The sequence below is a fragment of the Actinoplanes sp. NPDC026670 genome, from assembly GCF_040638175.1.
Taxonomy (GTDB): Bacteria; Actinomycetota; Actinomycetes; order Mycobacteriales; family Micromonosporaceae; genus Actinoplanes.
The window spans coordinates 61,004-85,172 of record NZ_JBEZXU010000032.1; the positions used below are offsets into that span (position 1 = coordinate 61,004).

Consider the following 24,169-nt stretch of genomic DNA (forward strand, 5'->3'; position numbering starts at 1 on the left):
CGACGGAAGGCGATCGATGAGAATACGAATCCTCGCACCGATCCTGGTCGCCGTCGCGGTCGCCGCCGGACCGTCCGCCGTCGCCGCCCAGAGCCCTCGTGGCGCCACCGGACAGTCCGAACCGCCCGGCCTGGAACCCACCGGGGCGGACATGCCCACCGTCGGCGGCAACCTCGCGAACCAGCACTACTCCGGACTCACCCAGATCTCCCAGCGCAACCTCGACAAACTCGGCCCCGCATGGCGTACCCATGTCTCGGCAGTCGCGCCGGCCAGCGACGCCGTCGGCCAGCAGACGACGCCCATCGTCGCCGACGGGATCATCTATCTCGACACCCCCGGCGGCGAGGTGATCGCCGTCGACGGCGCCACCGGCGCACCGAAGTGGAAATGGGCGCCGGACGGCTTCGCCACGGCGGACACCCGGCGCGGCGTCTCCATCGGCCAGGGCAAGGTCTACACCCTCGCCGACGGCGACCGCGTCGTCGCCCTCGACAAGGACACCGGCGAGCAGGTCTGGGCCGTGCAACCGGCGTTGCAGGCCGGCGTCGACCTCGGCAACCTCGACCGGGTCGCGACCGTTTACCACGACGGCATCGTCTACGCCCACGCCGCCAACGGCGACCGCGCGGCGGTCGTCGCGGTCCGCGCCGACAATGGCGGCTACCTGTGGCACTTCTTCGGCGGGCCCGCCCGCGGCACCGTCTACACCGACGTGAACGGCAACTCCGTCGACGCCGGCGGCACCTGGGGCCCGAAGCTGCCCGACGGCACCGAATGCAACCTCGAAGGCGGCGCGACACCGTGGATGCACGGCGCGGTCGACCCCGGACTCGGCTTCTACTACCTGACCTTCGGCAACCCGCGCAGCTGCCACAGCTCCCAGGACGGCTCCCAACGCCCCGGCGACAACCTGTTCTCCACCACCATGGTCGCCGTCGACATGAAGACCGGCGCCTACAAGTGGCACTACCAGTCGATCCGGCACGACGTGTGGGACATGGACAACGTCCACCCGCCGACGCTTGCCGACATCAGGATCAAGGGCCAGAAGCGCAAGGTGGTGTTCTACGGCAGCAAGTCGGGGCATCAGTTCGTGCTCGACCGGACCAACGGCAAACCTGTGCTCCCGGTCGCCGACAAGCCGATGATCCTGGACTCCCGGCAACACAACGCCGAGACCCAGCCGTTCCCGGCGCAGCGGCTGCTGCCCGAATGCGTCGTCTGGCAGAAGCTCGACCCGCGTAACGTCCCGGGCGACCCCTGGCGTGCCGTACCGAACTACAACGGCTACCAACCCGACGCCGACGGCAACCTGGTCTTCAACCCGGACAGCTACGTCAAGGCCGACGAACCGTTCCTGACCTATCCGCCGGGCCACCGCTCCGGCCATCGTGAAGGCTGCATGTACGACCCGCAGTGGGACCTGCCGATCCTCTCCACCACCAGCCAGAACGGCGGCGGCGACTGGTCGAACGACTCCTACAGCCACAGCACGAACCTCGTGTACTTCCCGTACGGCACCAACCCGGTGGCCCACTGGAACGGCGCCGCCGCCAACGGGCAGCGCGCGATCGGCCAGTACCAGACCGGCGGCATCCTCGCCTACGACGCCTCGACCGGCAAGGTGAAATGGCGCAACCACCTCGGCACCGACATGTCGCACGGCCAGGGCCCGATGACGACCGCCAGCGACCTGCTGTTCGCCGGCCAGATCGACGGCCGGCTGCTCGCGATGGACGCCCGCGACGGCGACGTCCTGTGGCAGTTCCAGACCGGGTCGGGCATCGCCGGCGCCCCGATCACCTACATGGCAGACGGTGAACAGTACGTCGCCGTCCTCGCCGCCGGATCCACCAACCCGTACGGCGGCTCGGTGACCCAGGGCGATTCACTGTGGGCGTTCAAGCTCGGCGGGGACTACACGACCGAGTCGGGTAGCCAGGAGGGGCCGGACACGGCGCCGCTGGCGATCCGCCGTCCCGTTCAGGGCAGCCCGGTCGACGGGACGACCGTGAACAACACGGTCTACCTGGGCCGCGCCGACCGCACCACCGACACCATCGCCGCACGCGACAACACCTCGCAGCGGGGCATGGCACCGACCCACCTGCGGGTGCCGGTCGGGACCACCGTGACGTTCCTGAACCCGGGAGCCGAGACGTTCCCGAACTTCCCCAACCAACTGCCGCACTGCGCGACCCAGTACTTCGAGGGACTGTTCAACCCACGATTGGATCCCGGGGAACGCTTCGAGTTCACCTTCGACCGCGTCGGTGAGTACTTCTTCAACGACTGCACCGACCCTCGGCCGGCCGGCAAGATCGAGGTGTATCCGACACCGCAGGACCTACCGGGTGCGCTGCGCTTCGTTCCGGCGACCGTCGACCTCGGTTCCCGGACCGGGGTGTTCACCGGAGTCCGCGGATCGGTGACGGCAACGCTGTCGCTGCCGGCCGGCTACCGGCTCGACGGCGGCGTCGAACTCCGCACGCCGCTGTCGCAGACACCCGTCACGGCCACCCAGGCGAAGGCGATCGGCCGCACGTTGGTCGTGGTGTTCGACAAGGCCGACCTCGACAACAACGTGCCCGAAGGCGACGCCGTGCCGCTGACGGTGGTCGCGAACTTCCTGCACGAGGGCACCCAGAAGCAGCTCACCTCAACCGCGACGGTACGGATCCACAAGTAGACGCCGCACGGACCCGGTCCTCAGCCGTCACCAATGGAAGGCCACACAGCGATGAGTACGATCGATCGACGCCGCCTGCTGCGGGGATCTGCCGCGCTCGCGGTGAGTGCGACCTTGACGAACCAGGCCCTGACCGCCACACCGGCCGGGGCGGGCCACCCGGCCCCGCTCGGCCCGCCTCAGTCTCTGGACGGCCGGCCGTTCCCCGCCTACGACTACTCCCGGGCCAGCAAACTGCCGCGGGAGATGACCGGCTACTGGACGAAGTCGTTCGGGAACCGGACCGCGAAGGTCTACATCTCTGCCGAGACACCGATCCGGTCCTACTACACGGTGATCGCGGTACCCGACGGCGTCGAGACCGGCGAGTTCCTGCGGCGAACCGGGTGGGCCGGTATCGCCGACCGGCGCCAGGAGGGCCTGTTCGTGCTGGAACCCGGCCCGGGCGGCTGGGGAAGCCTCGCGGCGGAAGCCGCGTACGTCGAGGCCGCGATCGGTTTCTTCCAGAACAACCGCTACTTCTCGATCTTCGGTCTGCACTATCTCGTCGGCTACGGCACCGGCGCACCGGCTCTGGAAGCGTGGGCGGTCGCGCATCCCCTGCGGGTCATCAGCCAGGCGTACATCGGCTCACCGGGGCTCGATGCCGGATATCTGGCGTCCTACGCCGGCCGAGAGTTCGGCGGTGAGACCGACGGCTACACGCCGGTCGAGTTCCCCGCGGGCTTCGACCTGATCAGGTACGACGAGACGGTCCTGCCCACCCTCTACGTCCAGCCCGACCGGGAGTCGATCGGAGCGAGCCTGTCCTACTGGAGGCAGGCCAACGACACCGGACGCCACACTCGTGATGGCGTGTATCGGCAGCGTCGCGACTCCCGTCGCTGGATGACGTCGCATTCCGGGCCGATCTCCCAGGTGGCCGTCCAGCAGCGCCCGATCGGCACCCATCGCATCGTCGACTTCCTGACCCGCTACACCCGGTATGAGAACTTCTTCGCCTACGGCAACCAGCTGATGGAACGCGCCGACTACACGCGGCTGGGCGTCCAGGTCCGCACCATGATGGTTGAGGGATACCTACGCGAATATCTCGTCCACGTTCCCGGTTCCGCCCGCCGGCTGTGGCGGGACCGGGCCCCGGTCGTCTTCGTCTGGCCCGGCAACAGCCAGACCGCCAAGGTCTTCTTCGACGCCACCGGCTGGTGGACGGTCGCCGAACGCGAAGGCTTCATCCTCGTCGTCATCGGTGAGCAGTACAGCACCACCTCCGTCTCGGTCAGCCACCGCGACTCGAACACCTTCTATCAACAGCTGCGCGCGCTGATCATCGACGAGTTCCCGGTCGATCCGACCCGGCTCTACTCCACCGGGCAGTCCGCCGGGAGTGCGGTGACGCAGAACTTCGCGATCGCCCATCCGGAGTACTTCGCGGCGGTGGCTTCGACGTCGTTCACCACGGCCCCGGATGCCGCCGGCATGGTGACGATCGACGGTGTACAGGTCCCGGCGAGCGGGCGGATGATTCCCAACTACCAGATCTACGGGTACGGCGACCTCGGCTTCCTCGCCGGTGAACTCTGGGACGACACGCAGAACTCGCTCGACAGCTGGGCCCGGTACCACCTGGGGGTGAACGGGCTTGCGCTCGCCGATGTGGACACCGTCGCGGGGAGACGCCACGGCTGGCGTGACCGTTTCCGGACCTGGACCTGGCACGGCGCCCACACCGAGATCCCGGTGCTGAAGCTGTCCAGGAATCTGTACCGATCGCACAACACCACGTTCGAGGAGTCGCCGATGCTCTGGGACTTCCTCAAGCACTACAGTCTCGGACCCGACGGCGTCCGCTACTACAGCGCGTCCGCTTTCCGCCGGCCCCGGGACCGCAAGCGCCTCTGACCGTATGAGACCGTCAGAGGCCGTTACGCAGCAGGTCCGCGGAGTCGGCGAGCATCGCTTCCGGTTCCGCGGGGATGCCGGTGAAGTGTTCGAACGCGGCAACCGCCTGGTAGACGCTCATTCCCGCGCCCGGCAACGTCCGGGCACCGGTGGCGCGGGCCGCTTGGAGCAGGGCGGTGTCGGTCGGCCGGTAGACGATGTCCGCCACCCACAGGTCGGGGCGCAGGACGCCGACAGGCACCGGGCAACCCGGGTGATGCGCCATCCCGATCGGGGTGGTGTTGATCAGCCCGTCGGCGCCCGCCAGCAGTGCTGCCACTTCTGCGGGTGCGCCGACGCGGATGCGGTCGTTGCCGAACTCGCCGGCCAGCAGGGCGGCGAGCCGGTGCGCTTTGGCGCGGTCGACGTCGACGAGGGTGAGCCGGCCCGCGCCCAGGGTCAGCATGGCGTGCGCGACCGCTGATCCGGCTCCGCCGGCGCCCAGCTGAACCACCTGGTTCCTGGGCACGACGGTGAAGGCGCGGTCGAAATGGCGTGCGAAGCCGACGGCGTCGGTGTTGTACCCACAGGTGCCGTCGTCGGTGAACACCACGGTGTTGACCGCCTTGAGGGTTCTCGCCTGCGCCGAGAGCTGGTCGAGGTGGCGCACGATCTGCTGTTTGAAGGGGTAGGTGACGTTGAGTCCGCGGTATCCCAGGGTGCGGGCCCAGCGCAGCAGGCCGGGCAGGTCGTCGGCGGTGAGGCCGTGTGCGTCGGAGTCGATGGTCGTGTAGTGGAGCCGGATCCCCCGCCGGTCTGCCTCTTTCTCGTGCAATAGCGGCGAGTGTGAGGAGCCGATGCCGGCGCCGATCAGCCCGACCAGGATGTGTGGTTGTTGAGGGCTGGTCACCCGTACCTCTTCCAGGTTGGTGTCGGGGCCGGCGGATCGCCGGCCCCGCGCCCCTCGGTCAGGCGGACGCCCGGATGCTCTTGTAGAGCTCCAGGTTCTCGCCGGTGTAGTGGCTGTTGAAGAAGGCCTCCGCCTTGCTGATGAAGGCGGTCCGGTCGACCTGGTCGATTTCCACGACGGTACGGGTGGGGTCGGCGCGCCACCCGTCGAGGACCTTCTCGGTCTCGTCGTCGACGCACTTGCGGTTCTCGGCGCGGATCTCGTGGATCGCCTTGAACAGGGCGTCCTTCTGCGGCTGGCTCATCTTGTCCAGGGTCTTGTCGGAGACCACCACGTAGTGGGCGCCGACCTGGTGGTTGGTGAGGCTGGCGACCTTGAGGATCTCGTCGAACTTCTGGGCGTGGGTGGCCACGACCGGGTTCTCCTGGCCCTGGGCGACGCCCTGTTGCAGTGCCAGGTAGAGCTCCTCGACCGCGATGGCGACTGCGTTGGCGCCGAGCGCCTCGGCGTTGGCCAGGAACTGCGGGGTGTTCGGGAAACGGATCTTCAGTCCGGACAGGTCGGCCGGCTGCTTGATGGGCTTGGTGGCGGTGAAGGTCCGCATGCCGAAGTACCAGGCGTCGACGATGGTCGTGTCGGTGGCCGTATTGAAGTCGGTGAAGAAGTCCTTGCCGTTCTGGTCGACCCACTTGAAGAAGTGGTCGATGTCGTTGAACGCGTAGGCGGCGTCGAGCACACCGATCTGCGGGAAGGCGGTCGACATCGCCGAGCCGCCCTGTAGGTCGATGTCGATGTCGCCGCTCTGCACGCCGGCGAAGCGCTCGGCGTCCGGTCCGAGCTGGCTGTTCGGGAACAACTCGAAGGTGAGGCCGAGGTTCTGTGCCTCGACGCGTTCCTTGAGCAGTTTCATGCCGCAGTGGAAGTTCGGCTGGCTCTCCGGTTGCGAGCTACCGATCTTGATGCTGAGGGTGGGGTTCCCGCCTTCTGCTGCGGGGGTGTTGTTCGAGGTGGAGCAGCCTGCGGCGAGAACGAGCGCTATCGGAAGGGTGAGCGCCGCGGTGAGGCGGAGCCATCCTGCTGGACGGTGGGTCATGACTTTCTCCTCCCGGTGTGGGATGGCGGGCCGGTGGATCAGAATCCGAGGAGGCCTGGTAGCCAGAGCACGAGACCCGGCAGTGCGGTGACCAGGATCAGCACGGCGACCAGGGGAATCAGGAACGGTGCGACGCCGCGGAACACGACGTCGACCGGTTTGCCGGTGACCGAGCTGGTGATGTAGAGGACGCTGCCCACCGGTGGGGTGAGCAGGCCGATCATCAGGTTGATGATCATGACGACGCCGAAGTAGACCGGGTCGACACCGAGGTCGATGGCGATCGGCAACAGGACCGGCACGGTCACGAGAATCACCGCGGTGGCGTCGATCAGGGCGCCGAGAATCAGCAGGATGACATTGACGAGGATCATGAAGATCCAGGGATTCTCCGAGACCGAGGTGAGGTATTCGGCGATGTCGCGGGAGACGTGGGCACGGGTCAGGAGCAGGCCGAGCAGGGCGGCGGCGCCCAGGATGAGGGTGATGCCGCCGGTGATGACCACGGTCTCGCGCAGCGACTGAAGCAGGACCCGGGGGTTCGCCGAGCGGTAGATCAGCCCGAGGATGAGCATGTAGAGCACGGCCACCGAGGCGGCCTCGGTCGGGGTGAAGATGCCGGACAGGATGCCGCCCAGCAGGATCACCGGTGTCAGCAGGGGTCCGACGGCATTCACGGCGGCACGGGCGAATCGGGCACGGTCGAAGGGGACCGAGCCGAACTGCGGACGGCGCAGGGTCCAGAAGAAGATGTACACGCACAGCCCGATCGCCATGGCGAACGCCGGCAGCACGGAGGCGGCGAACAGGGCGCCGGTGGAGATCGTCGCGGTCGCGGCGTAGATGACGGCGGGGATGCTCGGCGGCATGACCGGGCTGATCAGTGACGACGCGGCGGTGAGGCCGGAGGCGAATCCGGCCGGGTAGCCGGCTTTGACCATCTGTGGGATCTGCATCTTGCCGAGGCCGGCGACGTCGGCCAGGGCGGAGCCGCTCATCCAGGAGAAGCCGACCGCGGAGCCGACGTTGACGTAGGCCAGGTTGCCACGCAGCCGGCCGAGCGCGGCGAGGCAGAACTCGTAGAGCCGGTCGGCGATGCCGAGCCGGTTGGCCAGCACGCCGACCAGGATGAACAGCGGGACGGCCAGCAGCGGGAAGCTGTTGAGACCGTCGAAGGTGGTTTTCAGCGCGAAGCCGGCGGAGCGGCCGTCGGCCAGCGCGTACCAGAGGCTGGGTCCGATGAAGGCCAGTCCGACCGGCACCCGGAGGAGCAGCAGCAGGGCGATGACGGCGCCGACCATCCACAGTTCGAGGATCATTTCGCCTCCGCCGCGTCGAAGGGGGCCTCGTCGTAGCCGGCGGCGAGCACACGGACGACGGCACGGACGGCGCCGGAGGCGAACCCGAGCATCGGGACCGCGTAGAGGGTCCAGATCGGGATGCCCAGTGCGGCTGTCGTCCGGGTCGGGTAGGCCTGGATCAGCTCCCAGGCCTCCCAGACGAGCAGGGCGCAGATCAGGCCGGTGCAGGCTGCGGACACGGCCTTGACGGCCACGAAGGCGCGCCCTTTCACCAGGTAGTCGATGATCTGGATGGTGATGTGGCCGTTGTTGCCGATCAGGTAGCCGACCATGATGAAGGTCAGCACGATCAGCGAGTAGTTCGCGAGTTCGCTCACGCCCGGCCAGTTGAGCGCCGGCACGAACCGGCTGACGACCTGCCACAGCACGCTGACGAAGATCGTCACCAGGGCGACACAGCCGATCCCCAGCTCGATCGATCCCCAGAGGCGCAGGATTCTCGGCTCGAGCCAGTGTCGCCGGGTTTCCGGCTCTGCCGGGGAGGCTTGGCCGCCGGGGGTGGCTTGCGGGTCGGCGGCCATCAGCTGTCGCTGCCGATGCGTGATGGAGTCCTCAACGATGCGCCTCGCTCTCAGAAGTCTGCCCGTCATCACCGGAATCGACAGCAGCGACCTGCCCGATAGAGAACCGCTTGGCAGACCATTTGAACCGCTGTACGGATTACGCGTAACCTACGGTGACTCCGTGGCCCTGGCAAGGGCTTGAGTCCGGTCCGTTACGGATACGTGAATGCGAGGCCCCGGCCGCGAGAATCGTGGCGGTGCAGGCAGGATGGTCAGCGAACCATTCCCGGGATACGAGGAGAGTGCACAGCCGTGGACGCGCCCACCACCCGCAATGCCGCGGCGGAAGCCGCCGATCAGCAGGGAGTACGCAGCGTGCAGCGGGCGCTGGGCATTCTCGGGCTGCTGACCGACGAGCGGCCCCGGGTGACGGTCCGGGACATCGTGGAGGAGACCGGCCTGGCCAAGACGACGGTGCTGCGTCTGGTGTCGACGTTGGAGCAGAGTGGCCTGCTCTGGGCCACCGGCAGCGGATACATGGCCGGACCGGGTCTGTGGCGCTGGGCGCACCTCGCCCGCCGCAGCTGGGAGTTGCCGCCCGAGACCCAGCGGGGAATGCGCGAACTGGCCGCCCGGCGGCGCGAGACGGTCAATGTGTACGTGGTCCGCGACATCTACCGGGTGTGTGTCGCCCAGCAGGAGAGCCCGCAACCGTTGCGGCACGTCGTGCAGGTCGGCGACGAACTGCCGATGTGGGCCGGCGCCTCCTCCAAGGTTCTGCTCCGCGACGCCACTCCGGCTCTGCTGGAGCGGATCGCCAAGACCTCGCCCCACGGGCGAGAGCATGCCGAGACGATGCGGGCGTGGATCGCCGAGGCCGCCGAGCGGGGGTACGGCGAGAGCCACGGCGAACGCGAGGACGGGCTGTCCGCAGTGGCCGTTCCGGTCCTCGGGCACACCGGCGGAGTCGTCGCCGCCCTGGCACTGAGCGGTCCCACCGTGCGTTTCACCCCCGAGCGGGTCACCGAGTTCGCCGCCGACCTTCAGCAGATGGCTCAGCAGATGGCCGAACGGGGCTTCGATCGCCCGTTCAGCAGCCGCTGACCCCTCCCCCACGGTCACGGCGCCAGCTCCACGGCCGCGCCGCAACGCGACGACTCGTCGACGGCCGATGATCCCTATCCGCATGGCCGGTCACCTCGGGACGGGTGAGCGGCCAGGCCGCGCATTCCCATCTCGTAGACCTCCGCGCCGAAGCCCGCCAGGAATCCCCAGGCCGCCGCCGCGGTCAGCAGGTTCCGGTAGAGCGGTTCGCGGCCGAACACGTTGGTGAGGTGCACTTCGACGATCGGCCGGTCGAGCATCCGCAGCGCGTCGTAGAGGGCGACCGAACTGGTGGACAGGCCGGCCGGGTTGACGATGAGCGCGGCCGTCTCCGCGTACGCCTGATGCACCCAGTCGATGAGTTGCCCCTCGGCGTTGGATTGCGCGAAGAACAGGTCGAAGTCGAGTTCCCCGGCGACCGTACGGCAGCGGCTTTCGATGGCGGTCAGCGTGGTCCGGCCGTACAGGTGCGGCTCGCGGCGGCCGAGCATGTCGAGGTTGGGACCGTTGAGGATGAACAGCCGTTCCGGCACCGGCGGCCTCGCCTTCCGGATCAGTCGAAGATGCCCTGGTAGATGTCTTTGATGTTCCAGTGGCCCGGGGTCGGTACCGGCTCGTTGACCATCGGCACGTCGATCACCGCCGGGCGCCGCGCGGCGAGGGCGGTTCGCAGCGTCTGCCCGAGGTCGTCGGCGCTGTTCACGGCGTAGCCGTCGGCGCCGCAGGCACGGCCGAGGGCGGCGAAGTCCGGGCTGTACGGTGTGCCGTCCGGGCCGGTGAAGTCGCAGCCGAAACTCTGCCCGAAGTTGGCGGACTGCAGATCGCTGATGGTGCCGTGGGATCGGTTGTTCATCACCACGAAGATCACCGGTGCGCCCTGTTCCACGGCCATCGGCAGCGCCGGGAGCTGGGCGCTCATCCCGCCGTCACCGATCAGGGCGACCACGGTCCGCTCGGGTTCGGCGAGCTGCACCCCGACGGCGGCGGCCGGGCCGAAGCCCATCGTCGAGGCGCCGCCGGGTGTGATGAACCGGCCCTGCTCGGGCAGTTCGTAGCACTGGGCGACGCCGTTCTTGTTCCAGCCCACGTCGGTGACCAGCACCGCGTCGGCGGGCAGGATCGCCCGCAGGTCGGTGAGGATGCGTTCCGGGCGTAGCGGGAAGTTGTCGCTGGTGCCGCGTTCGCGGCTGTCGGTGAACAGCGTGCGCCTGGTCGTGGTGATGGTTTCGCGGAGCCCGTCTCGGCGCCGTGGCTGCGGCGATCGGGCGCGGACAGCGGTGTCGATCGTCTGCACCGCGTGCGTGACGTCGGCTACGGCGCCGATCTCGACCGGGTAGTTCCGGCCGATCTCGGCCGGGTCGATGTCGATCTGGATGAGCCGCCCAGGTGGGAACTGCCAGGTGTAGCGGTCGTCCCAGGAGCTGGCGTCGGTCTCGGCGAATCGGGTGGCCAGGGCCAGGACGACGTCGGCTTCGCGGGTGTACTCGTTGGTCATCTTCAGGCCCCAGAACCCGGGCATGCCGAGCAGCAGCGGGTGGTCGTCGGGCAGGGTTCCCTTGGCCATCAGCGAGTGCACCACGGGGATGTCCAGGTGCTCGATCATCGAGCGCAGCGCGTCGAGCCCGGGTCCGCGGCGCAGGCCGCCGCCGATGTAGACGAGGGGCTTCTCAGCGGCGATCAGCAGGTCGGCGATGCGGTCCGCGATGTCGGCGGACAGCGCCGGCCGGTGCGGAACCGCCAGCGGAAAGGTGTTGCCGGAATCGGCCGGCGCGGGCCGGGAGAAGTGGTCCATGGGCACACTGAGCAGTACCGCGCCCGGCCGCCCGGAGGCCGCGGTCCAGAAGGCGCGTTCGGTGAAGCGGGCCAGGTCGGCGGCCCGGTGGACCTGCCAGGCCCGTTTGACGAACGGCCGGTAGATCGCAGCCTGGTCGGCGTCGGCGTGCAGGTTCACCTCCTGGTGCGGGTGCCGGCCGCGGTAGTAGGAGGGGATGTCGCCGGCGATCGCGACCAGCGGAACCGAGTCGAGGGCAGCGGTCAGCACACCGGTGACCCCGTTGGTCAGGCCGGGGCCGACGTGCATGAGCACCACCCCGGTACGGCCGCTGGCGCGGGCGTAGCCGTCGGCCGCGTGGGCGGCGGCCTGCTCGTGGCGGGCGATGACGAACGTGATGCTGCTGCGCCCGATGGCGTCGAGCAGGGCGATGTTGGTGTGCCCGCAGGTGCCGAAGACGTATTCGACGCCGTACGACTCCAACTGGTCGACCATCGCCTCGGCGGCGGTGCGGGTGCCCATCAGATCTCCTCCTGCTCTCCGTGAAGGGACATGCCGCGCAGCAGGAGGGTCTTGACGACCGTGTAGTCGTCGATCATCCAGCGCGGCGCCTCGCGGCCGAAGCCGGAGTCCTTGACGCCGCCGAACGGCACGTGGTCCAGGCGGAAGTTGGAGGACCCGTTGACGATCAGGCCGCCGACCTCCAGCTCGCGCCACGCGGTCAGGATCCGGCGCATGTCGTGGGTGAACAGGCCGGCCTGCAACCCGTAGCGGCTGTCGTTGCAGGTGGCAAGCACCTCGGCGAAGTCGTCGAACGGCTGCACGGCGACGGCGGCGCCGAACACCTCCTCGCGGATGATCCGGGCATCCGGCGGGGCGGAGGCGACGACGGTCGGGATCACCGTCGCTCCGTCGCGGCGGCCACCGGTGGTGATGGTGGCGCCTGCGGCGGCGGCCTCCTGTGCCCACGCGACGACCCGCTCGGCCGCGTCGTCGTCGACCATCGAGCCGACGTCGGTCGCCGGATCGAGCGGATCGCCGACCGTGAGCTTCTCGACGGCCAGCGTGAACGCGTCGAGGAACTCCTCGTACCGGCTGCGGTGGACGTAGACCCGCTGGACCGAGATGCAGCTCTGCCCGGAGTTGCTGTAGCCGGTGGCGGCGCAGATCCGGGCGGCCGCCGCGATGTCCGCGTCGTCGCAGACGATCGTCGCGGCGTTGCCGCCGAGCTCCAGGACCAGACGCTTGGCACCGGCCGACCGGGCCACCGCGGCACCCGTCTGCGGGCTTCCGGTGAAGCTGATGACGCCGACCTCGGCCGCGGAACTCAGGGCGGCACCGACCGCACCACCGCCGTGCAGCACCTGCACCGCCTCGGCCGGCATCCCGCTGTCGAGCAGCAGGCGCACCACCGCAACGGACGAGGCCGGCGCCTGGGGCGGGGGTTTGACCAAGGTGGTGTTGCCGGCCGCGAAAGAGGCGCCCAGCTTGTGGGCGAGCAGGTTCGCCGGCGCATTGAACGGGGTGATCGCGAGAGCGACACCGACCGGCGCACGGTAGGTCAGTGCCGTGTTGCCCACCCCGCGGGGCCAGCCTGCCACCGGCAGGACCTCGCCGCCGACCCGGCGGGCCTCGGCGGCGCAGACCGCGAAGGTGTCGGCCACCCGGTCGATCTCGCCACGGCCGTCCTTGACCGGCTTGCCGAGCTCCAGGGCGAGCAGCCGGGCCAGCTCGTCGCGCCGGGCGAGAGCGGCCTGCGCAGCGCGTTCGAGCACGCCGGCCCGTGCCGCGGGTGACATCCGGGCAACCGCGGCGGCGCCGCGGCGTGCGTAGCGCAGCGCCGCCTCGACATCGATCTCGCCGGCCTGCCGGGCGGTGCTGACGGCTGTCCGGGTCCAGGGACCGGCCCGGTCCGCGTGCGGCCCGTCGTTCACCCACTCGCCGGCGATGAGGCAACCGACGGCGATCGGCGCGTCCTGTGGGTCGTCAGTCATCACCACTCCTTCAAGCGCACCACTTGGTAGACCATATGGACCACTCTGTGGACTAGGTGTAACGTACGGGCCGTGCGGTCCCCTGGCAATGCCTTGCTTCCCGAGCCGGCGGAGGGGCACTGACGTCGCACTGATCCGCCGCCTGACCGCCATGCCGGGCCCGCCGCCCGATGACGACCGAGGGGCACCTCTGATGGATGACGATCGACCGCTGCACGGCATCCAGGTCCTCGACCTGACCAACGTCCTGGCCGGCCCGTATTGCAGCTACCACCTGATGCTTCTCGGTGCGGAGATCGTCAAGATCGAAAGACCCGGTGACGGTGATCTGGCCCGCAAGCTGGGCCCCGAGCCGGAGCTGAACCAGGCCGGGATCGGCGCCTCGTTCCTCGCCCAGAACGCGGGAAAGAAATCCGTCGAACTCGACCTCAAGAACGCCGCCGACCGGACCACGTTCGAGGGCCTGCTGCGCGATGCGGACGTCCTGCTGGAGAACTTCCGGGCCGGGGTGCTCAGCCGGATCGGCTACGACTGGGACACCCTGCACCGGATCAACCCTCGCCTGGTCTACTGCGCGATCTCCGGATTCGGGCAGACCGGCCCGATGCGCCAGGCCCCCGCGTACGACCAGATCATCCAGGGCCTGTCCGGGATGATGAGCGTCACCGGCACGCCGCAGACCGCCCCGCTGCGAGTCGGTTTCCCGGTCTCCGACACCGTCGGCGGCCTGGTCGCCGCCATGACGATCGCCGCGGCCCTGGCCGGCCGCGCCCGTACCGGCAAGGGTGTCTGCCTGGACGTCTCGATGCTGGAGACCTCGCTGTCGGCGATGGGCTGGGCGGCGTCGAACTACCTCGTCAGTGGCGTCGCGCCGGAGCCGATGGGCGACCAGAACGCCACCGCCGCCCCGTCCGGGACCTTCCACGCGGCGGACGGGCCGCTCAACATCGCCGCCAACCGGCAGGAGCAGTTCGCGACGCTGTGCCGGATCATCGAGCGCACCGAACTGCTCACCGACCCACGGTTCGCTGAACGCGAGGCCCGCAAACAGCACCGGGCGGCCCTCAACGACGAGATCAACACCGCACTGCGTAGCCGGTCGGCCATCGAATGGGAGCAGCGCCTGTCGGCGGCCGGCGTCCCGGCGGCCCGCATCCTCACCGTCGCGCAGGCGATGGACCTCGACCAGCTGAAGGTACGCGGCTTCTTCACCGACCTGGAGTTCCCCGGCGACCCGAACCGGACCCTGCGGGTCACCGGCAGCGGAGTGCTCGTCAACGGCGAACCCTTGCAGCCGACAACGCCGCCACCGCTGCTCGGCGAGCACAACAACGCGTACAAAACCCCCGCCGACGAGGTGAGCACACCGTGAACGACCACCGGAACGAGCCGACCCTGAGCGACGTGTCCGACTGGTGGGCGACGAACATCTCACGGATCGAGCCCAACCGCATCGACCTGCGCGGGCGTCCGGTGCAGGACCTGATCGGCTCGATCAGCTTCGCCGGCATCATCTGGCTCATGCTGCGCGGCGAGACCGCCACCACCGGCCAGGAACACCTGCTCGAGGCAGCTCTGGTCGCCTCGGTCGATCACGGGCCACACGCGCCGTCCATCGCGGTGGCGCGCATGGCGGCGACCTGCGGCATCGGCTTGAACAACGCCGTGGCGACCGGGGTGAACCTGCTCGGCGACGTGCACGGCGGCGCGGGCGAACAGTGCATGACTCTGCTGAACGACGTACGACAGCGCCACAGCGAGGGAATCGACGTCGCCTCGGCAGCCGGCATGACCGTCCGCGAATGGCAGGACCGCTCCAAGTACCTGCCCGGCTTCGGGCACCGCTTCCACACCGTCGACCCGCGCCGGGACCCCCTGCTCGGCCTGGTGGAACAGGCTGTCGCCGACGGCGTCGTGGCCGGCTCCTACCTGCGGGCCGCCACCGCGATCGAACAAGTGCTCGCCGACGGCAGAACCAGGCCCGTACCGATCAACATCGACGGCTGCACCGCGGTGATCTACGCCGAACTCGGCTTTCCCCCACCGCTGGCCCGGGGACTGTTCGTGCTCAGCCGAAGCGTCGGCATCCTCGCCCATGCCTGGGAGGAGACCGGCCAGGGCCGCCGCAACAAGGGCCCGATGCCGCCGTCCATCCTGCCGACCTTTGACGACGGCAGCCGACACGACGGCAGCTGACCAGCCACCGGCACTCATGCCGCGTCCGGCTTGCGTTCCAGCGCCACCCCGTCGAGGCGGCGACGGGCGGCGGCGACCGCCAGGCGCGCGTGCTCCTTGGCGCCGATCTGCGCCACCAGCTGAGCACGGGGAATCTCCAGGGCATACGGAACACGCGGCAGGGCGGCGAGGATCCCGTCGATGTCGATGCCGCCCTCACCCGGGTAGAGCCGCTCGAACCGCGCGGTGTGAATGAGATCCTCCTTCGCGGACGGCACCCCGGGGGGCGCGTCGCAGACGTGCGCGAAGTGGAACCATTCAGTCGGCAGGTCCTGCAGATCGGCCACGCTGGACCCGGACCGGGCGAAGTGCAGCAGGTCGATCAGCAGACCGCAGTTGGGCTGATCCGCGGCCCGCAACACCCGGGTCGCCTCGGTCAGATCCGGCGTCTCGGTCCACGACGGGAACTCCAGATCCACGGTGAGGCCGAGCGGGCGGGCCATCTGGCACAGCTGGGCATAGCAGTCGATCTTGCGGTTGCGGTCCGGGTCGGGCAGCTGGGCGATGACGTGGCGGGCGCCCAGTTCCGCCCCGGCCTCCAGGACACGCTGCAAGTCACCCGGGTTCTCGTCCGGGCCGATGCGCGCCAGTTCGATGTCGAGCACCTCGACGCCGGTCGCGGCCAGGCGCACCTTCGTCGAGCGCATCAGCGCCGGATCGGTGGCGAGCGGATAGTGCGGCTCGATCGGCGTGACGCGGGTCAGACGCAGGCCCACATACCGGTAGCCGGCGTCCGCGGCCGCCTCGACCAGTTCCGGTGGGGACAGGCTCAACGCGGTCAGGTGGGCCAGCGAATAGTCGTGCTCACGACCGTACGCCTGCGGTGGGGTGTCCTTCAGTCGCCGTAGGCGACGCTGGCGGTGCGCGGCCATCCGCACCGGTGCGCTGCTCGCCGCACCGTATCCGGCGTAGTCGCCGATGCGCTGCACCACCTCGAAGAAGATCCGGGAACCCAGCATCTCGGTGTAGAAGTGCAGGTATTCGCCGCCGGAGTCGGCGTCGTAGAGGATGGCGTGCTCGCGCAGCGTGGCCAGCAGTTCCGGCGGCGGGCCGAGCCGGGCGTCGAGGTCGTCGTAGTAGTTGTCCGGGATCTGCAGCACCGGCGCGCCGAGCTGCCGCATGGCCTTCGCGGCGGCGACGACGTCGTCGCTGGCGAACGCCACATGCTGCGGGCTGGGCACGGCCGGCGCCCATGAGCCGCGCCGCAGCGGCGCGGTGTTCAGCGTGATCCGGAACGTGTGCCCGGCATCGGTGGCCGACCGGCTGCGCAACAGACCGAAGGGCGCGGTGAGTTCCGTCGTCTGACCCGCGTGCAGCCCGAGAACGGTGCGGTAGAACAGCGCGACCTGGTCGAAGTCGTCGACCTGCTCGGTCAGCGAGATGTGATCAGTGGCGCTGACCAGTCCGTCGGTGCGAACCCGTTCGCCGGTGGGCTCGAAGTCGGCCAGCCAGCTGCCGCCGTCCACGCCTGCCCGGCAGAAGAAGATCGCCGTCCCGTCCGGCGCCGCCACCGAACTCAGGTCCGCCTCGTCGGGCCGGCGTTCGCGCGGCAGCACCGGTGCGAGCAGCCGGTCGGCACGCTGGGCGGATGCCGCGGGATCGCTGCTCTGCACGCCGAGGGCGCAGATCGCCGCGGTTCCGGGCGCCACGGTTCGCTGCGGCGCGAAGTTGAGCAGGACCCGGGCATCTCCCTGCTGCCACAGCTGGACCGGCTTGGACCGGTGCTGGCCGGCCCGGGCGAACCCGAGAGCAGTCAGGGTACGGGCGACGACCGGCCCGGAGACCTCGTCGACCGCCAGTTCGGTGAACATGTGCCCGCCGAGGCGGGGCGCCGGGGGCAGGCCCGCTGATCGCAGCCGGCGTGCGCCGCCCCGATGAGTTTCGCCCACCGACTCCTGCAGGGCGAGCACCGAGCGCATCCCGTCGATGGCGGCGTGGCGGGGGTCGGCCTGCCGGTAGACGTCGTTGAAGACCTCCAGCGAGAGCGGGCCGGCGTAGCCCGTGGCGAGGGCCTGCCGCAGAAAGCCGGTCAGGTCGAACGAGCCGAGCCCGGGAAACAGCCGATGATGGCGGCTCCACTCGACCACGTCCATCTTCAGGCGGGGAGCGTCGGCCAGTTGCAGATGGAAGACCTTCGAACCGGGGATCACCCGGATCCCGGCCGTGTCGTCACCACGGGAGAGAACGTGGAAGCTGTCCAGGCAGAGACCGAGAGCGGGATGGTCGGCGTGCCGCACGATGCGCCACGCATGGGTGGGCGTGTTCACGTGCCGTGCCCAGGCCAGCGCCTCGTAGGCGATCCGCAGTCCGCGCTGCTCGGCGCGTACGGCCAATTCGCGCAGTTGCTCGGCGGCGAGCAGATCGTCGTCGACGGCGTCGGGTGACTCCGACGAGGTGACCAGCATCGCGCCCGCGCCTAGTTGCTCGACGACACTCAGTTTGTGCTCGGCCCGGCGCAGATTCGCCCGGAACGTGTCGGGCGCGACCGCCTCGAAGTCACGGAACGGCTGGTAGAGGTCGACGGTCAAGCCCCGGCGCGCACACTCCTGGCGGACGGTGGCCGGCGACCACGCCGACGCGATGAGATCGCTCTCGAAGATCTCGACCCCATGGAAACCGGCTGCCGCAGCGGCCGCCAGCTTGTCCTCCAGGGTGCCGGACAGGCAGGCGGTGGCGATCGTCAGATGTGGCTCGGCCGACGGTTCGGTTTCGGTGTTGCGAGCAGCGTCATGATCAACGATGAGCATGGTGCACTGCCTTCCTCGATGCCTCGGTCCAGCTGTGGACGGGCGGGAAAGGTGACCGCAATGTATGAACTAGTTAGTTAGTTATACTCGCCGGAAGCCGGACGAGGAAGTGCCACGCACCTGCGATCAGGACGTCGAGCAGGCCACCCAGCACGGGCCGGACACCAAGCACTACCGCCAGGAGTTGGCAACAGCAATAGACGAGCACCACAGCCGCTTCATCCCGTGATGATCACGATGCTACGTTGCTGCACATAGTTTGCAACAACGAAGGAGCGGCTGGTGGCGACGGATCTGCTCGGCGTGCGCACACAGCGCCGCCGGACCGCCCTCTGGCTGCTCGGACTCACCGGCGCGCTGGTCGCCACCGGGCTGGTCGCGGTCGGCACGGGGGCGATTGCGATCAGCCCGGCCACCGTCGCCCGGATCATCGCCCACCACCTCTTCGGCATCGGCGAGACGACCTGGGCGCCGCCGGACGACGCGATCGTCTGGCAGGTCCGGCTCCCCCGCGTCCTGCTCGGCATGCTGGTCGGCGCCGGCCTCGCCGTCTGCGGCGTCGCACTGCAGGCGATGGTCCGCAACGTGCTCGCCGACCCCTACCTGCTCGGCATCAACTCCGGCGCCTCCAGCGGCGCAGCCGCCGCGATCCTGTTCGGAGCCGGCGCCGGCTTCGGCCAGTACGCCCTGTCGGCCAGCGCCTTCGCCGGAGCCCTGGCCGCGTCGCTGCTGGTGTTCGTGATCGCCCGGGCCGGTGGCCGGCTCACCTCGATGCGGCTGCTGCTGTCCGGCGTCGCCGTCGGCTACGCCCTCTACGCCACCACCAGCTTCCTGATCTTCGCGTCGAACAGCGCCGAGGGCTCCCGTTCGGTGATGTTCTGGCTGCTCGGCTCGCTCGGCCTGGCCCGCTGGGACGCGCTGCTCGCGGTCGCCGCGCTGGTCATCGGCGGCACCATCGCCTACCTGACCGTCGTCGGCCGGCGCCTGGACGTGCTGGCCGTCGGTGACGAGACCGCCCACACCCTCGGCATCTCCCCCGACCGGTTCCGGATGCGGCTGCTCGTGCTGGTCTCACTCTGCGTCGGCGTGCTCGTCTCCGCCTCCGGCAGCATCGGCTTCGTCGGCCTGGTCGTACCGCACCTGGCCCGCCGCATCGTCGGCGCGCCGCACGTGCGCGTCGTACCGGTCGCCGCCCTGCTCGGCGCGATCCTGCTGGTCTGGGCCGACGTGATCGCCCGGGTGCTGCTCGCCCCGCAGGAGATCCCGATCGGCATCATCACCTCCCTGATCGGCGCCCCCTTCCTACTGGTCCTGATCCGACGCCTGATCTGAAAGGTCCCCCATGAAGAAGGCACTCCTGGCCGCCTCCCTGACGCTGCTGGTCGCCGGCTGCGGCACCACCGACGCCGCCACCGAGGCGACGAGCAGCGTCACGATCAACAACTGCGGCGTCGACGTCAGCTTCGCCACGGCGCCCGAGCGGATCGTGCTGCTCAAGAGCGCCGCCGTGCCGTACCTGCACGCCCTCGGCGTGATGGACAAGGTCGTCTCCCGGGCCGGGCAGTACCCGAAGGACTACTACGACGCCGCCACCCAGGCCGAGATCGACAAGATCCCGCTGCTCACCGACAAGACCGACACCAGCGGCCACCTGCAGATCTCCAAGGAGATCGTGATCGCCCAGACGCCCGACCTGGTCCTCGGCGAGGTCGACAACCTGTCGCGCGACACCCTCTCGGCGGTGAACATCCCGCTGCTGGAGGAGCCCGCGATGTGCGAGAACGCCACCGCCGTACCGACGTTCGACGACATCTACCGGCAGATGGAGGCCTACGGCAAGGTCTTCCGCCGCGAGGCCGAAGCCGCCACCGCGGTCACCGCGCTCAAGGCCCGATTCGACACGATCAAATCCTCAGCGGGTACGGGTGCCAAGCGCACCGCCGCAGTCCTGTACCCCACGGTCGGGGGTGGAGTGACCTACGCCTACGGGTCGACGAGCATGGCGCACCCGCAGCTGGAGGCCGCCGGGTTCACCAACGTGTTTGCCGACAGCAAGGAACGTGTCTTCGAGGTCACCCTGGAGGAGTTGCTCGGCCGTAACCCCGACGTGCTGATCCTGCTCTACTCCGACGGCGACCCGAAGGCCGTCGAGCAGGCCGTCACCAGCCTGCCCGGCGCCGAGAAGCTCAAAGCCGTCGCCGCCGGGAACGTGCTGCCGCAGCTGTTCAACTTCACCGAGCCGCCGTCCCCGCTGTCCATCGACGGTCTGGAGAAGATCGTCACCCGGTTCAAGGCGCCGGCGTGATCGAGGCCGACGCGGTCTCCTGGCGCTACGGCGCCAACCCGGTGATCGACGGGGTGGGCGTGCTCGCCCACCCCGGCCGGGTGCTCGGCCTGATCGGCCCGAACGGCAGCGGCAAGACCACCCTGCTGCGACTGCTCTACGGCGCGCTGCGCAGCCCCACCGGCCGGGTCACCGTCGACGGCGACACCCTGCCGTCGCTGTCACCGCGCGAGTCGGCCCGGCGGATGGCGGTGGTGGTGCAGGAGACCGCCGGCGAGACCGCGCTGACGGTGGCCGAGATGGTGCTGCTCGGCCGCGGCCCGCACCTGTCCACGTTCCAGCGGGCCGGGGCGGCCGATCACGAGGTCGCCGCCCGGTGCCTGACCCGGGTCGGGGCCGCCCACCTGGCGGCCCGCCGGTTCGCCGGGCTGTCCGGTGGTGAGCGCCAGCGGGTGCTGATCGCCCGGGCGCTCGCGCAGGAGGCCACCCACCTGCTGCTCGACGAACCCACGAACCATCTGGACATCCGCTTCCAGCACGAGATCCTGCGCCTGGTCCGCGGCCTGGGCACGTGCGCGATCGTGGTACTGCACGACCTCAACCTGGCCGCCCGCTACTGCGACGACCTGGTGCTGCTCGGCGACGGTGGAGTCGTGGCCGCCGGAACCGTCGACGAGGTCCTCGACCCGAAGGTTCTCGAACCCGTCTACGGCATCGGCATCCGCCGCCTGGACATCGAGGGCGAACTGCACCTGCTGTTCCACCCGAACGACGAGGAGGCCACGTGAGCGCCCAGGACCGGATCAACGACTACTGGACCGGCCGTGCCCCCGGCTACGACGCCGACCAGCACCGTCCGGACCGCCTCGCCGACGACAACCGGGCCTGGGCCGGCATCTGGTCGTCCGCCCTGCCCGCCGGGCCGCTGGACGTCCTCGACGTCGGCACCGGCTCCGGCCAGGTCGCGTTCACCCTGGCCCGGCTCGGCCACCGGGTCACCGGCATCGACCTGTCCACCGGCATGCTCGACCACGCCCGCGCACATGCCGGCGGCCTCGGCAACGCCCCCGACTTCCGGCTCGGTGACGCCGTCGCCCCGGACTTCCCGCCCGGCAGCTTCGACGCGATCGTCGGCCGTTACGTGATGTGGACACTGCGCGAACCGGCCACCGCGATCGCGAACTGGACCCGGCTGCTACGCCCCGGCGGCCTGGTCGCCATGGTCGACAGCACCTGGTTCCCCAACGGACTCGACCAGGGCGCCGACCGGTTCACCGAGTCCTACAACGACGACGTCCGCGCGGTGCTGCCCCTGGCCGCCGCCAAGTCCATCGACGAGACCGTCCTGACCCTGGCCGATGCCGGGCTCACCGACGTCACCTCGGTTCCGCTGACGACGATCTACGAGCTCGACCAGCGGTACGGGGTGTCGGCGAACCATGAGGTGCAGATGCAGTTCCTGATCACCGCCCGGGTCTGAGCACCCGCCAGGTCACCCGGCCGTTGTCGTCGCTCACGGTGACACCGCCGGCGATCAGCGCGTCCCGGACGGCATCCGCGGTCACGTAGTCGTGCCGGGCGCGCAGGCCGGACCGGAGATCCAGAAGGGGCTGGACGAGCGGGCCCAACAGGTCCGCGGGGTCGGCGAGCCCGGTGGCGGCTGTCGCGGCCAGGCGCAGGACGAGAGTACGCAGGATGGCGCGAGCCTGGTCGGCGCCGTCGTCGAGCTCGGTGTCGGTGCTCCAGTCGTGCACCGCCGTCTCCAGTTCCAGGATCGCGCGGGCCATGCCGTCAGCGTCGCGGGCGGTCAGGGCGGTGTCGAAACGGCGTTCGCAGGTGGCGGCTGTCTCCGAGATCGTTGGCGGTGTGTCCGCCTCTTGCGCGACCGGTGGGCGCGTGGACCGTACCCCCAATCCTTGATGGGCGAGGGACCGCAGCTCGGTGAGGGTCAACGCGGACCCGGACGCAAAGACGGTGTCGGCGCCGTGGCGCCGGACGGTGAGCGCGCCGCGTCCGGTGACCTGCACCTGGTCGGCGTCCGGATCGATGTGGACGGCGGTGTGTTCGTCGACGCCGAGGACCGCGGCGTCGTCGGGGAGGTGTTGTTCGAGGATGCGCAGGCGGCGTTCGCCGAGGTAGCAGAAGCGGGTGTCGTGGGTGCCGCCTTCGCGGTTGTCGTAGTGCGGGATGACGGCGACGGTGAGGTCGAGATGGCGCAGCAGGTCGAGCCCGCCGGCCCAGAACGGGTCCTCGCCCGACTTGTAGATCTCGTAGACCGGGACGGTCCAGCGGCCGAGCGTGGCGGCCGCGGCCGAGGCGAAGACGGTGTGGCCGCGTCGCTGCCGGAACCGGTCGTGCAGGGCCTGCGCGATGAGGCTGCCGGTCCAGCGGCGCATCGCGTAGGTGGGGCTGCCCGGCCCGCAGAACAGCCAGTCGGCGGTACGCAGCAGTGTCAGGGCCTGATCGTTGTCGGTCTCGGGCGCGACGGTGACGTGCAGGCCGACGCTGCGGTCGAAGTACTGGCAGGCCTTGGCGGAGATGTCGGCGACGTTCTCCTGAAAGGCGTACGGGGTCTCGATCAGCACCGCGCCGGGCTGGTCGGGGAGGCGGGCGGCGACCGTCCGGTGGACGCTCACCATCGTCGGACTGGTCTCACCGGAACCCATGATGGTCAGCACAGGCCACGTCACCTCCAGGTGAACCCTTGTTGCCAGGATCTGGCAATTGCAGCACTATTGCGTCGTGGATCTCAGCACCGATGGTTCGACGGTCGTCGAGGTGTTCCGGCTCGGGGTGCGCGGCGCGCGCCTGACCTACCGGGTCAGTGAACACCGCCTGAGCGGTGACGTCCATCCCGACGACCTGGCCCGGCGGCTGGCCGGTTCCGGTCAGGTCGACATGCTGCACTCGACGTCGTGGCGCTTCGACGCGGGCCGGATCGTGCTCACCTATGTGACGTTGCCCGACCCGGATCCCGGTGACGCCGTCGAGTTGGACCCGGCGACGCCGCTTGCCGCCGGGGACGATCCACTGTCACCGTCGCCCGCCGTGGCGGACCGCGCCGCCGTGGCCGCGCATGCGTGCCGCCATCTGGCGTTCCTGCGGCACACCGATCCGGTGATCGCGGCAACCGCGCAGCGCCAGCCGCGGCTGTGGGAGCTGCTCGCCGGGTTCCGGCCGAACGTGGCCGGCAAGGTCTGATCGGCGCTCGGCCGGTCAGGCGCCGGCCGCCCGGGGCGCGTACATGATGACGGCCACGCCGACCAGGCAGATCCCGGCGCCGATGAGGTCCCACCGGTCCGGGCGGAAACCGTCCACGACCATGCCCCAGATCAGCGAGCCCGCGACGAAGACGCCACCGTAGGCGGCCAGGATGCGGCCGAAGTTCGCATCCGGCTGGAACGCGGCGACGAACCCGTAGACGCCGAGCGCGATCACCCCGCCGGCGATCCACCACAGTCCGCGATGCTCCCGCCAGCCCTGCCAGATCAGCCACGCCCCTCCGATCTCGGCGACGGCGGCGAGGACGAACAACAGCAGAGATCGCAGTACGGTCACGCCCGGCACCGTATCGGCCCGGCCCCGGACGTCACG

The 24,169-nt window shown here is 69.7% G+C and carries 20 protein-coding genes; 10 read left to right on the top strand and 10 right to left on the bottom strand.

Annotation, left to right across the window (positions count from 1 at the left end):
* The first annotated feature begins 16 nt into the window (after positions 1–16).
* Both AB0E94_RS28720 and AB0E94_RS28725 read left to right on the top strand, forming a co-directional pair.
* A complete protein-coding gene (locus AB0E94_RS28720; RefSeq protein WP_360332113.1) occupies positions 17–2,692 on the top strand; it encodes a PQQ-binding-like beta-propeller repeat protein in 2,676 nt (891 codons plus the stop codon).
* Positions 2,693–2,743: 51 nt separating this feature from the next.
* Entirely contained in the window at positions 2,744–4,594 is a 1,851-nt protein-coding gene (locus AB0E94_RS28725) for a hypothetical protein (RefSeq protein ID WP_360332116.1), read from the top strand.
* Between the two features lie 13 nt (positions 4,595–4,607).
* On the opposite strand, the gene AB0E94_RS28730 is transcribed toward AB0E94_RS28725, so the two are convergent.
* The 4 genes from AB0E94_RS28730 to AB0E94_RS28745 are packed head-to-tail and all read right to left on the bottom strand — an operon-like array spanning position 4,608 to position 8,458.
* Positions 4,608–5,483, bottom strand: coding sequence for a shikimate dehydrogenase (locus AB0E94_RS28730; protein ID WP_360332118.1), 876 nt, complete (start codon positions 5,481–5,483; stop codon positions 4,608–4,610).
* 58 nt (positions 5,484–5,541) lie between these two features.
* A complete protein-coding gene (gene dctP / locus AB0E94_RS28735; RefSeq protein ID WP_360332120.1) occupies positions 5,542–6,576 on the bottom strand; it encodes a TRAP transporter substrate-binding protein DctP in 1,035 nt (344 codons plus the stop codon).
* 38 nt (positions 6,577–6,614) lie between these two features.
* Complete coding sequence (locus AB0E94_RS28740) at positions 6,615–7,895, bottom strand: TRAP transporter large permease (RefSeq protein WP_360332123.1); 1,281 nt, start codon at positions 7,893–7,895, stop codon at positions 6,615–6,617.
* Complete coding sequence (locus AB0E94_RS28745; RefSeq protein WP_360332126.1) at positions 7,892–8,458, bottom strand: TRAP transporter small permease subunit; 567 nt, start codon at positions 8,456–8,458, stop codon at positions 7,892–7,894. Before AB0E94_RS28745 ends, AB0E94_RS28740 begins: the two co-directional genes overlap by 4 nt.
* Positions 8,459–8,752: 294 nt before the next feature.
* On the opposite strand from AB0E94_RS28745, the gene AB0E94_RS28750 reads away from it, so the two are divergent.
* Positions 8,753–9,544, top strand: coding sequence for an IclR family transcriptional regulator (locus AB0E94_RS28750; RefSeq protein WP_360332128.1), 792 nt, complete (start codon positions 8,753–8,755; stop codon positions 9,542–9,544).
* A 74-nt stretch (positions 9,545–9,618) separates the two neighbouring features.
* On the opposite strand, the gene AB0E94_RS28755 is transcribed toward AB0E94_RS28750, so the two are convergent.
* Genes AB0E94_RS28755 through AB0E94_RS28765 form a run of 3 tightly spaced genes read right to left on the bottom strand, consistent with a single transcriptional unit; the run spans position 9,619 to position 13,309 of the window.
* The gene (locus AB0E94_RS28755; protein ID WP_360332131.1) at positions 9,619–10,077 is read right to left on the bottom strand and encodes a type II 3-dehydroquinate dehydratase; all 459 of its coding nucleotides are present in this window, start codon (positions 10,075–10,077) and stop codon (positions 9,619–9,621) included.
* 20 nt (positions 10,078–10,097) lie between these two features.
* Complete coding sequence (locus tag AB0E94_RS28760; RefSeq protein ID WP_360332134.1) at positions 10,098–11,837, bottom strand: thiamine pyrophosphate-binding protein; 1,740 nt, start codon at positions 11,835–11,837, stop codon at positions 10,098–10,100.
* Positions 11,837–13,309: an aldehyde dehydrogenase family protein gene (locus AB0E94_RS28765; protein ID WP_360332136.1), complete on the bottom strand. Its 1,473-nt coding sequence runs from the start codon at positions 13,307–13,309 to the stop codon at positions 11,837–11,839. The genes AB0E94_RS28760 and AB0E94_RS28765 overlap by 1 nt, the downstream gene beginning before the upstream one ends.
* Positions 13,310–13,502: 193 nt before the next feature.
* Here AB0E94_RS28765 and AB0E94_RS28770 point away from each other — a divergent pair, with 193 nt between their 5' ends.
* Both AB0E94_RS28770 and AB0E94_RS28775 read left to right on the top strand, forming a co-directional pair.
* Entirely contained in the window at positions 13,503–14,681 is a 1,179-nt protein-coding gene (locus tag AB0E94_RS28770; protein ID WP_360332139.1) for a CoA transferase, read from the top strand.
* On the top strand, positions 14,678–15,505 hold the full coding sequence (locus tag AB0E94_RS28775; RefSeq protein ID WP_360332141.1) for a citryl-CoA lyase: 828 nt from the start codon (positions 14,678–14,680) through the stop codon (positions 15,503–15,505). Before AB0E94_RS28770 ends, AB0E94_RS28775 begins: the two co-directional genes overlap by 4 nt.
* A gap of 14 nt (positions 15,506–15,519) precedes the next feature.
* Here AB0E94_RS28775 and AB0E94_RS28780 read toward each other — a convergent pair whose 3' ends face one another.
* Entirely contained in the window at positions 15,520–18,291 is a 2,772-nt protein-coding gene (locus tag AB0E94_RS28780) for a TIM barrel protein (protein WP_360332143.1), read from the bottom strand.
* Positions 18,292–18,573: 282 nt separating this feature from the next.
* Here AB0E94_RS28780 and AB0E94_RS28785 point away from each other — a divergent pair, with 282 nt between their 5' ends.
* The 4 genes from AB0E94_RS28785 to AB0E94_RS28800 are packed head-to-tail and all read left to right on the top strand — an operon-like array spanning position 18,574 to position 22,055.
* Positions 18,574–19,623 (top strand): iron ABC transporter permease, encoded by a 1,050-nt coding sequence (locus AB0E94_RS28785; protein WP_360332145.1) that lies wholly within the window; start codon positions 18,574–18,576, stop codon positions 19,621–19,623.
* Positions 19,624–19,633: 10 nt separating this feature from the next.
* Positions 19,634–20,596 carry an ABC transporter substrate-binding protein gene (locus AB0E94_RS28790; RefSeq protein WP_360332148.1) on the top strand — a complete coding sequence of 321 codons (963 nt, stop codon included), beginning with the start codon at positions 19,634–19,636 and terminating at the stop codon, positions 20,594–20,596.
* Positions 20,593–21,363 carry an ABC transporter ATP-binding protein gene (locus AB0E94_RS28795; RefSeq protein WP_360332149.1) on the top strand — a complete coding sequence of 257 codons (771 nt, stop codon included), beginning with the start codon at positions 20,593–20,595 and terminating at the stop codon, positions 21,361–21,363. The genes AB0E94_RS28790 and AB0E94_RS28795 overlap by 4 nt, the downstream gene beginning before the upstream one ends.
* Positions 21,360–22,055 carry a methyltransferase domain-containing protein gene (locus tag AB0E94_RS28800; protein WP_360332150.1) on the top strand — a complete coding sequence of 232 codons (696 nt, stop codon included), beginning with the start codon at positions 21,360–21,362 and terminating at the stop codon, positions 22,053–22,055. The genes AB0E94_RS28795 and AB0E94_RS28800 overlap by 4 nt, the downstream gene beginning before the upstream one ends.
* Here AB0E94_RS28800 and AB0E94_RS28805 read toward each other — a convergent pair.
* Complete coding sequence (locus AB0E94_RS28805; RefSeq protein ID WP_360332153.1) at positions 22,039–23,265, bottom strand: hypothetical protein; 1,227 nt, start codon at positions 23,263–23,265, stop codon at positions 22,039–22,041. The genes AB0E94_RS28800 and AB0E94_RS28805 overlap by 17 nt on opposite strands.
* A gap of 52 nt (positions 23,266–23,317) precedes the next feature.
* Here AB0E94_RS28805 and AB0E94_RS28810 point away from each other — a divergent pair, with 52 nt between their 5' ends.
* Positions 23,318–23,776 carry a hypothetical protein gene (locus tag AB0E94_RS28810; protein WP_360332155.1) on the top strand — a complete coding sequence of 153 codons (459 nt, stop codon included), beginning with the start codon at positions 23,318–23,320 and terminating at the stop codon, positions 23,774–23,776.
* Between the two features lie 15 nt (positions 23,777–23,791).
* Here the strand turns inward: AB0E94_RS28810 and AB0E94_RS28815 are convergent, their stop codons facing one another.
* Positions 23,792–24,133 carry a YnfA family protein gene (locus AB0E94_RS28815; protein ID WP_360332158.1) on the bottom strand — a complete coding sequence of 114 codons (342 nt, stop codon included), beginning with the start codon at positions 24,131–24,133 and terminating at the stop codon, positions 23,792–23,794.
* Positions 24,134–24,169 lie beyond the last annotated feature (36 nt).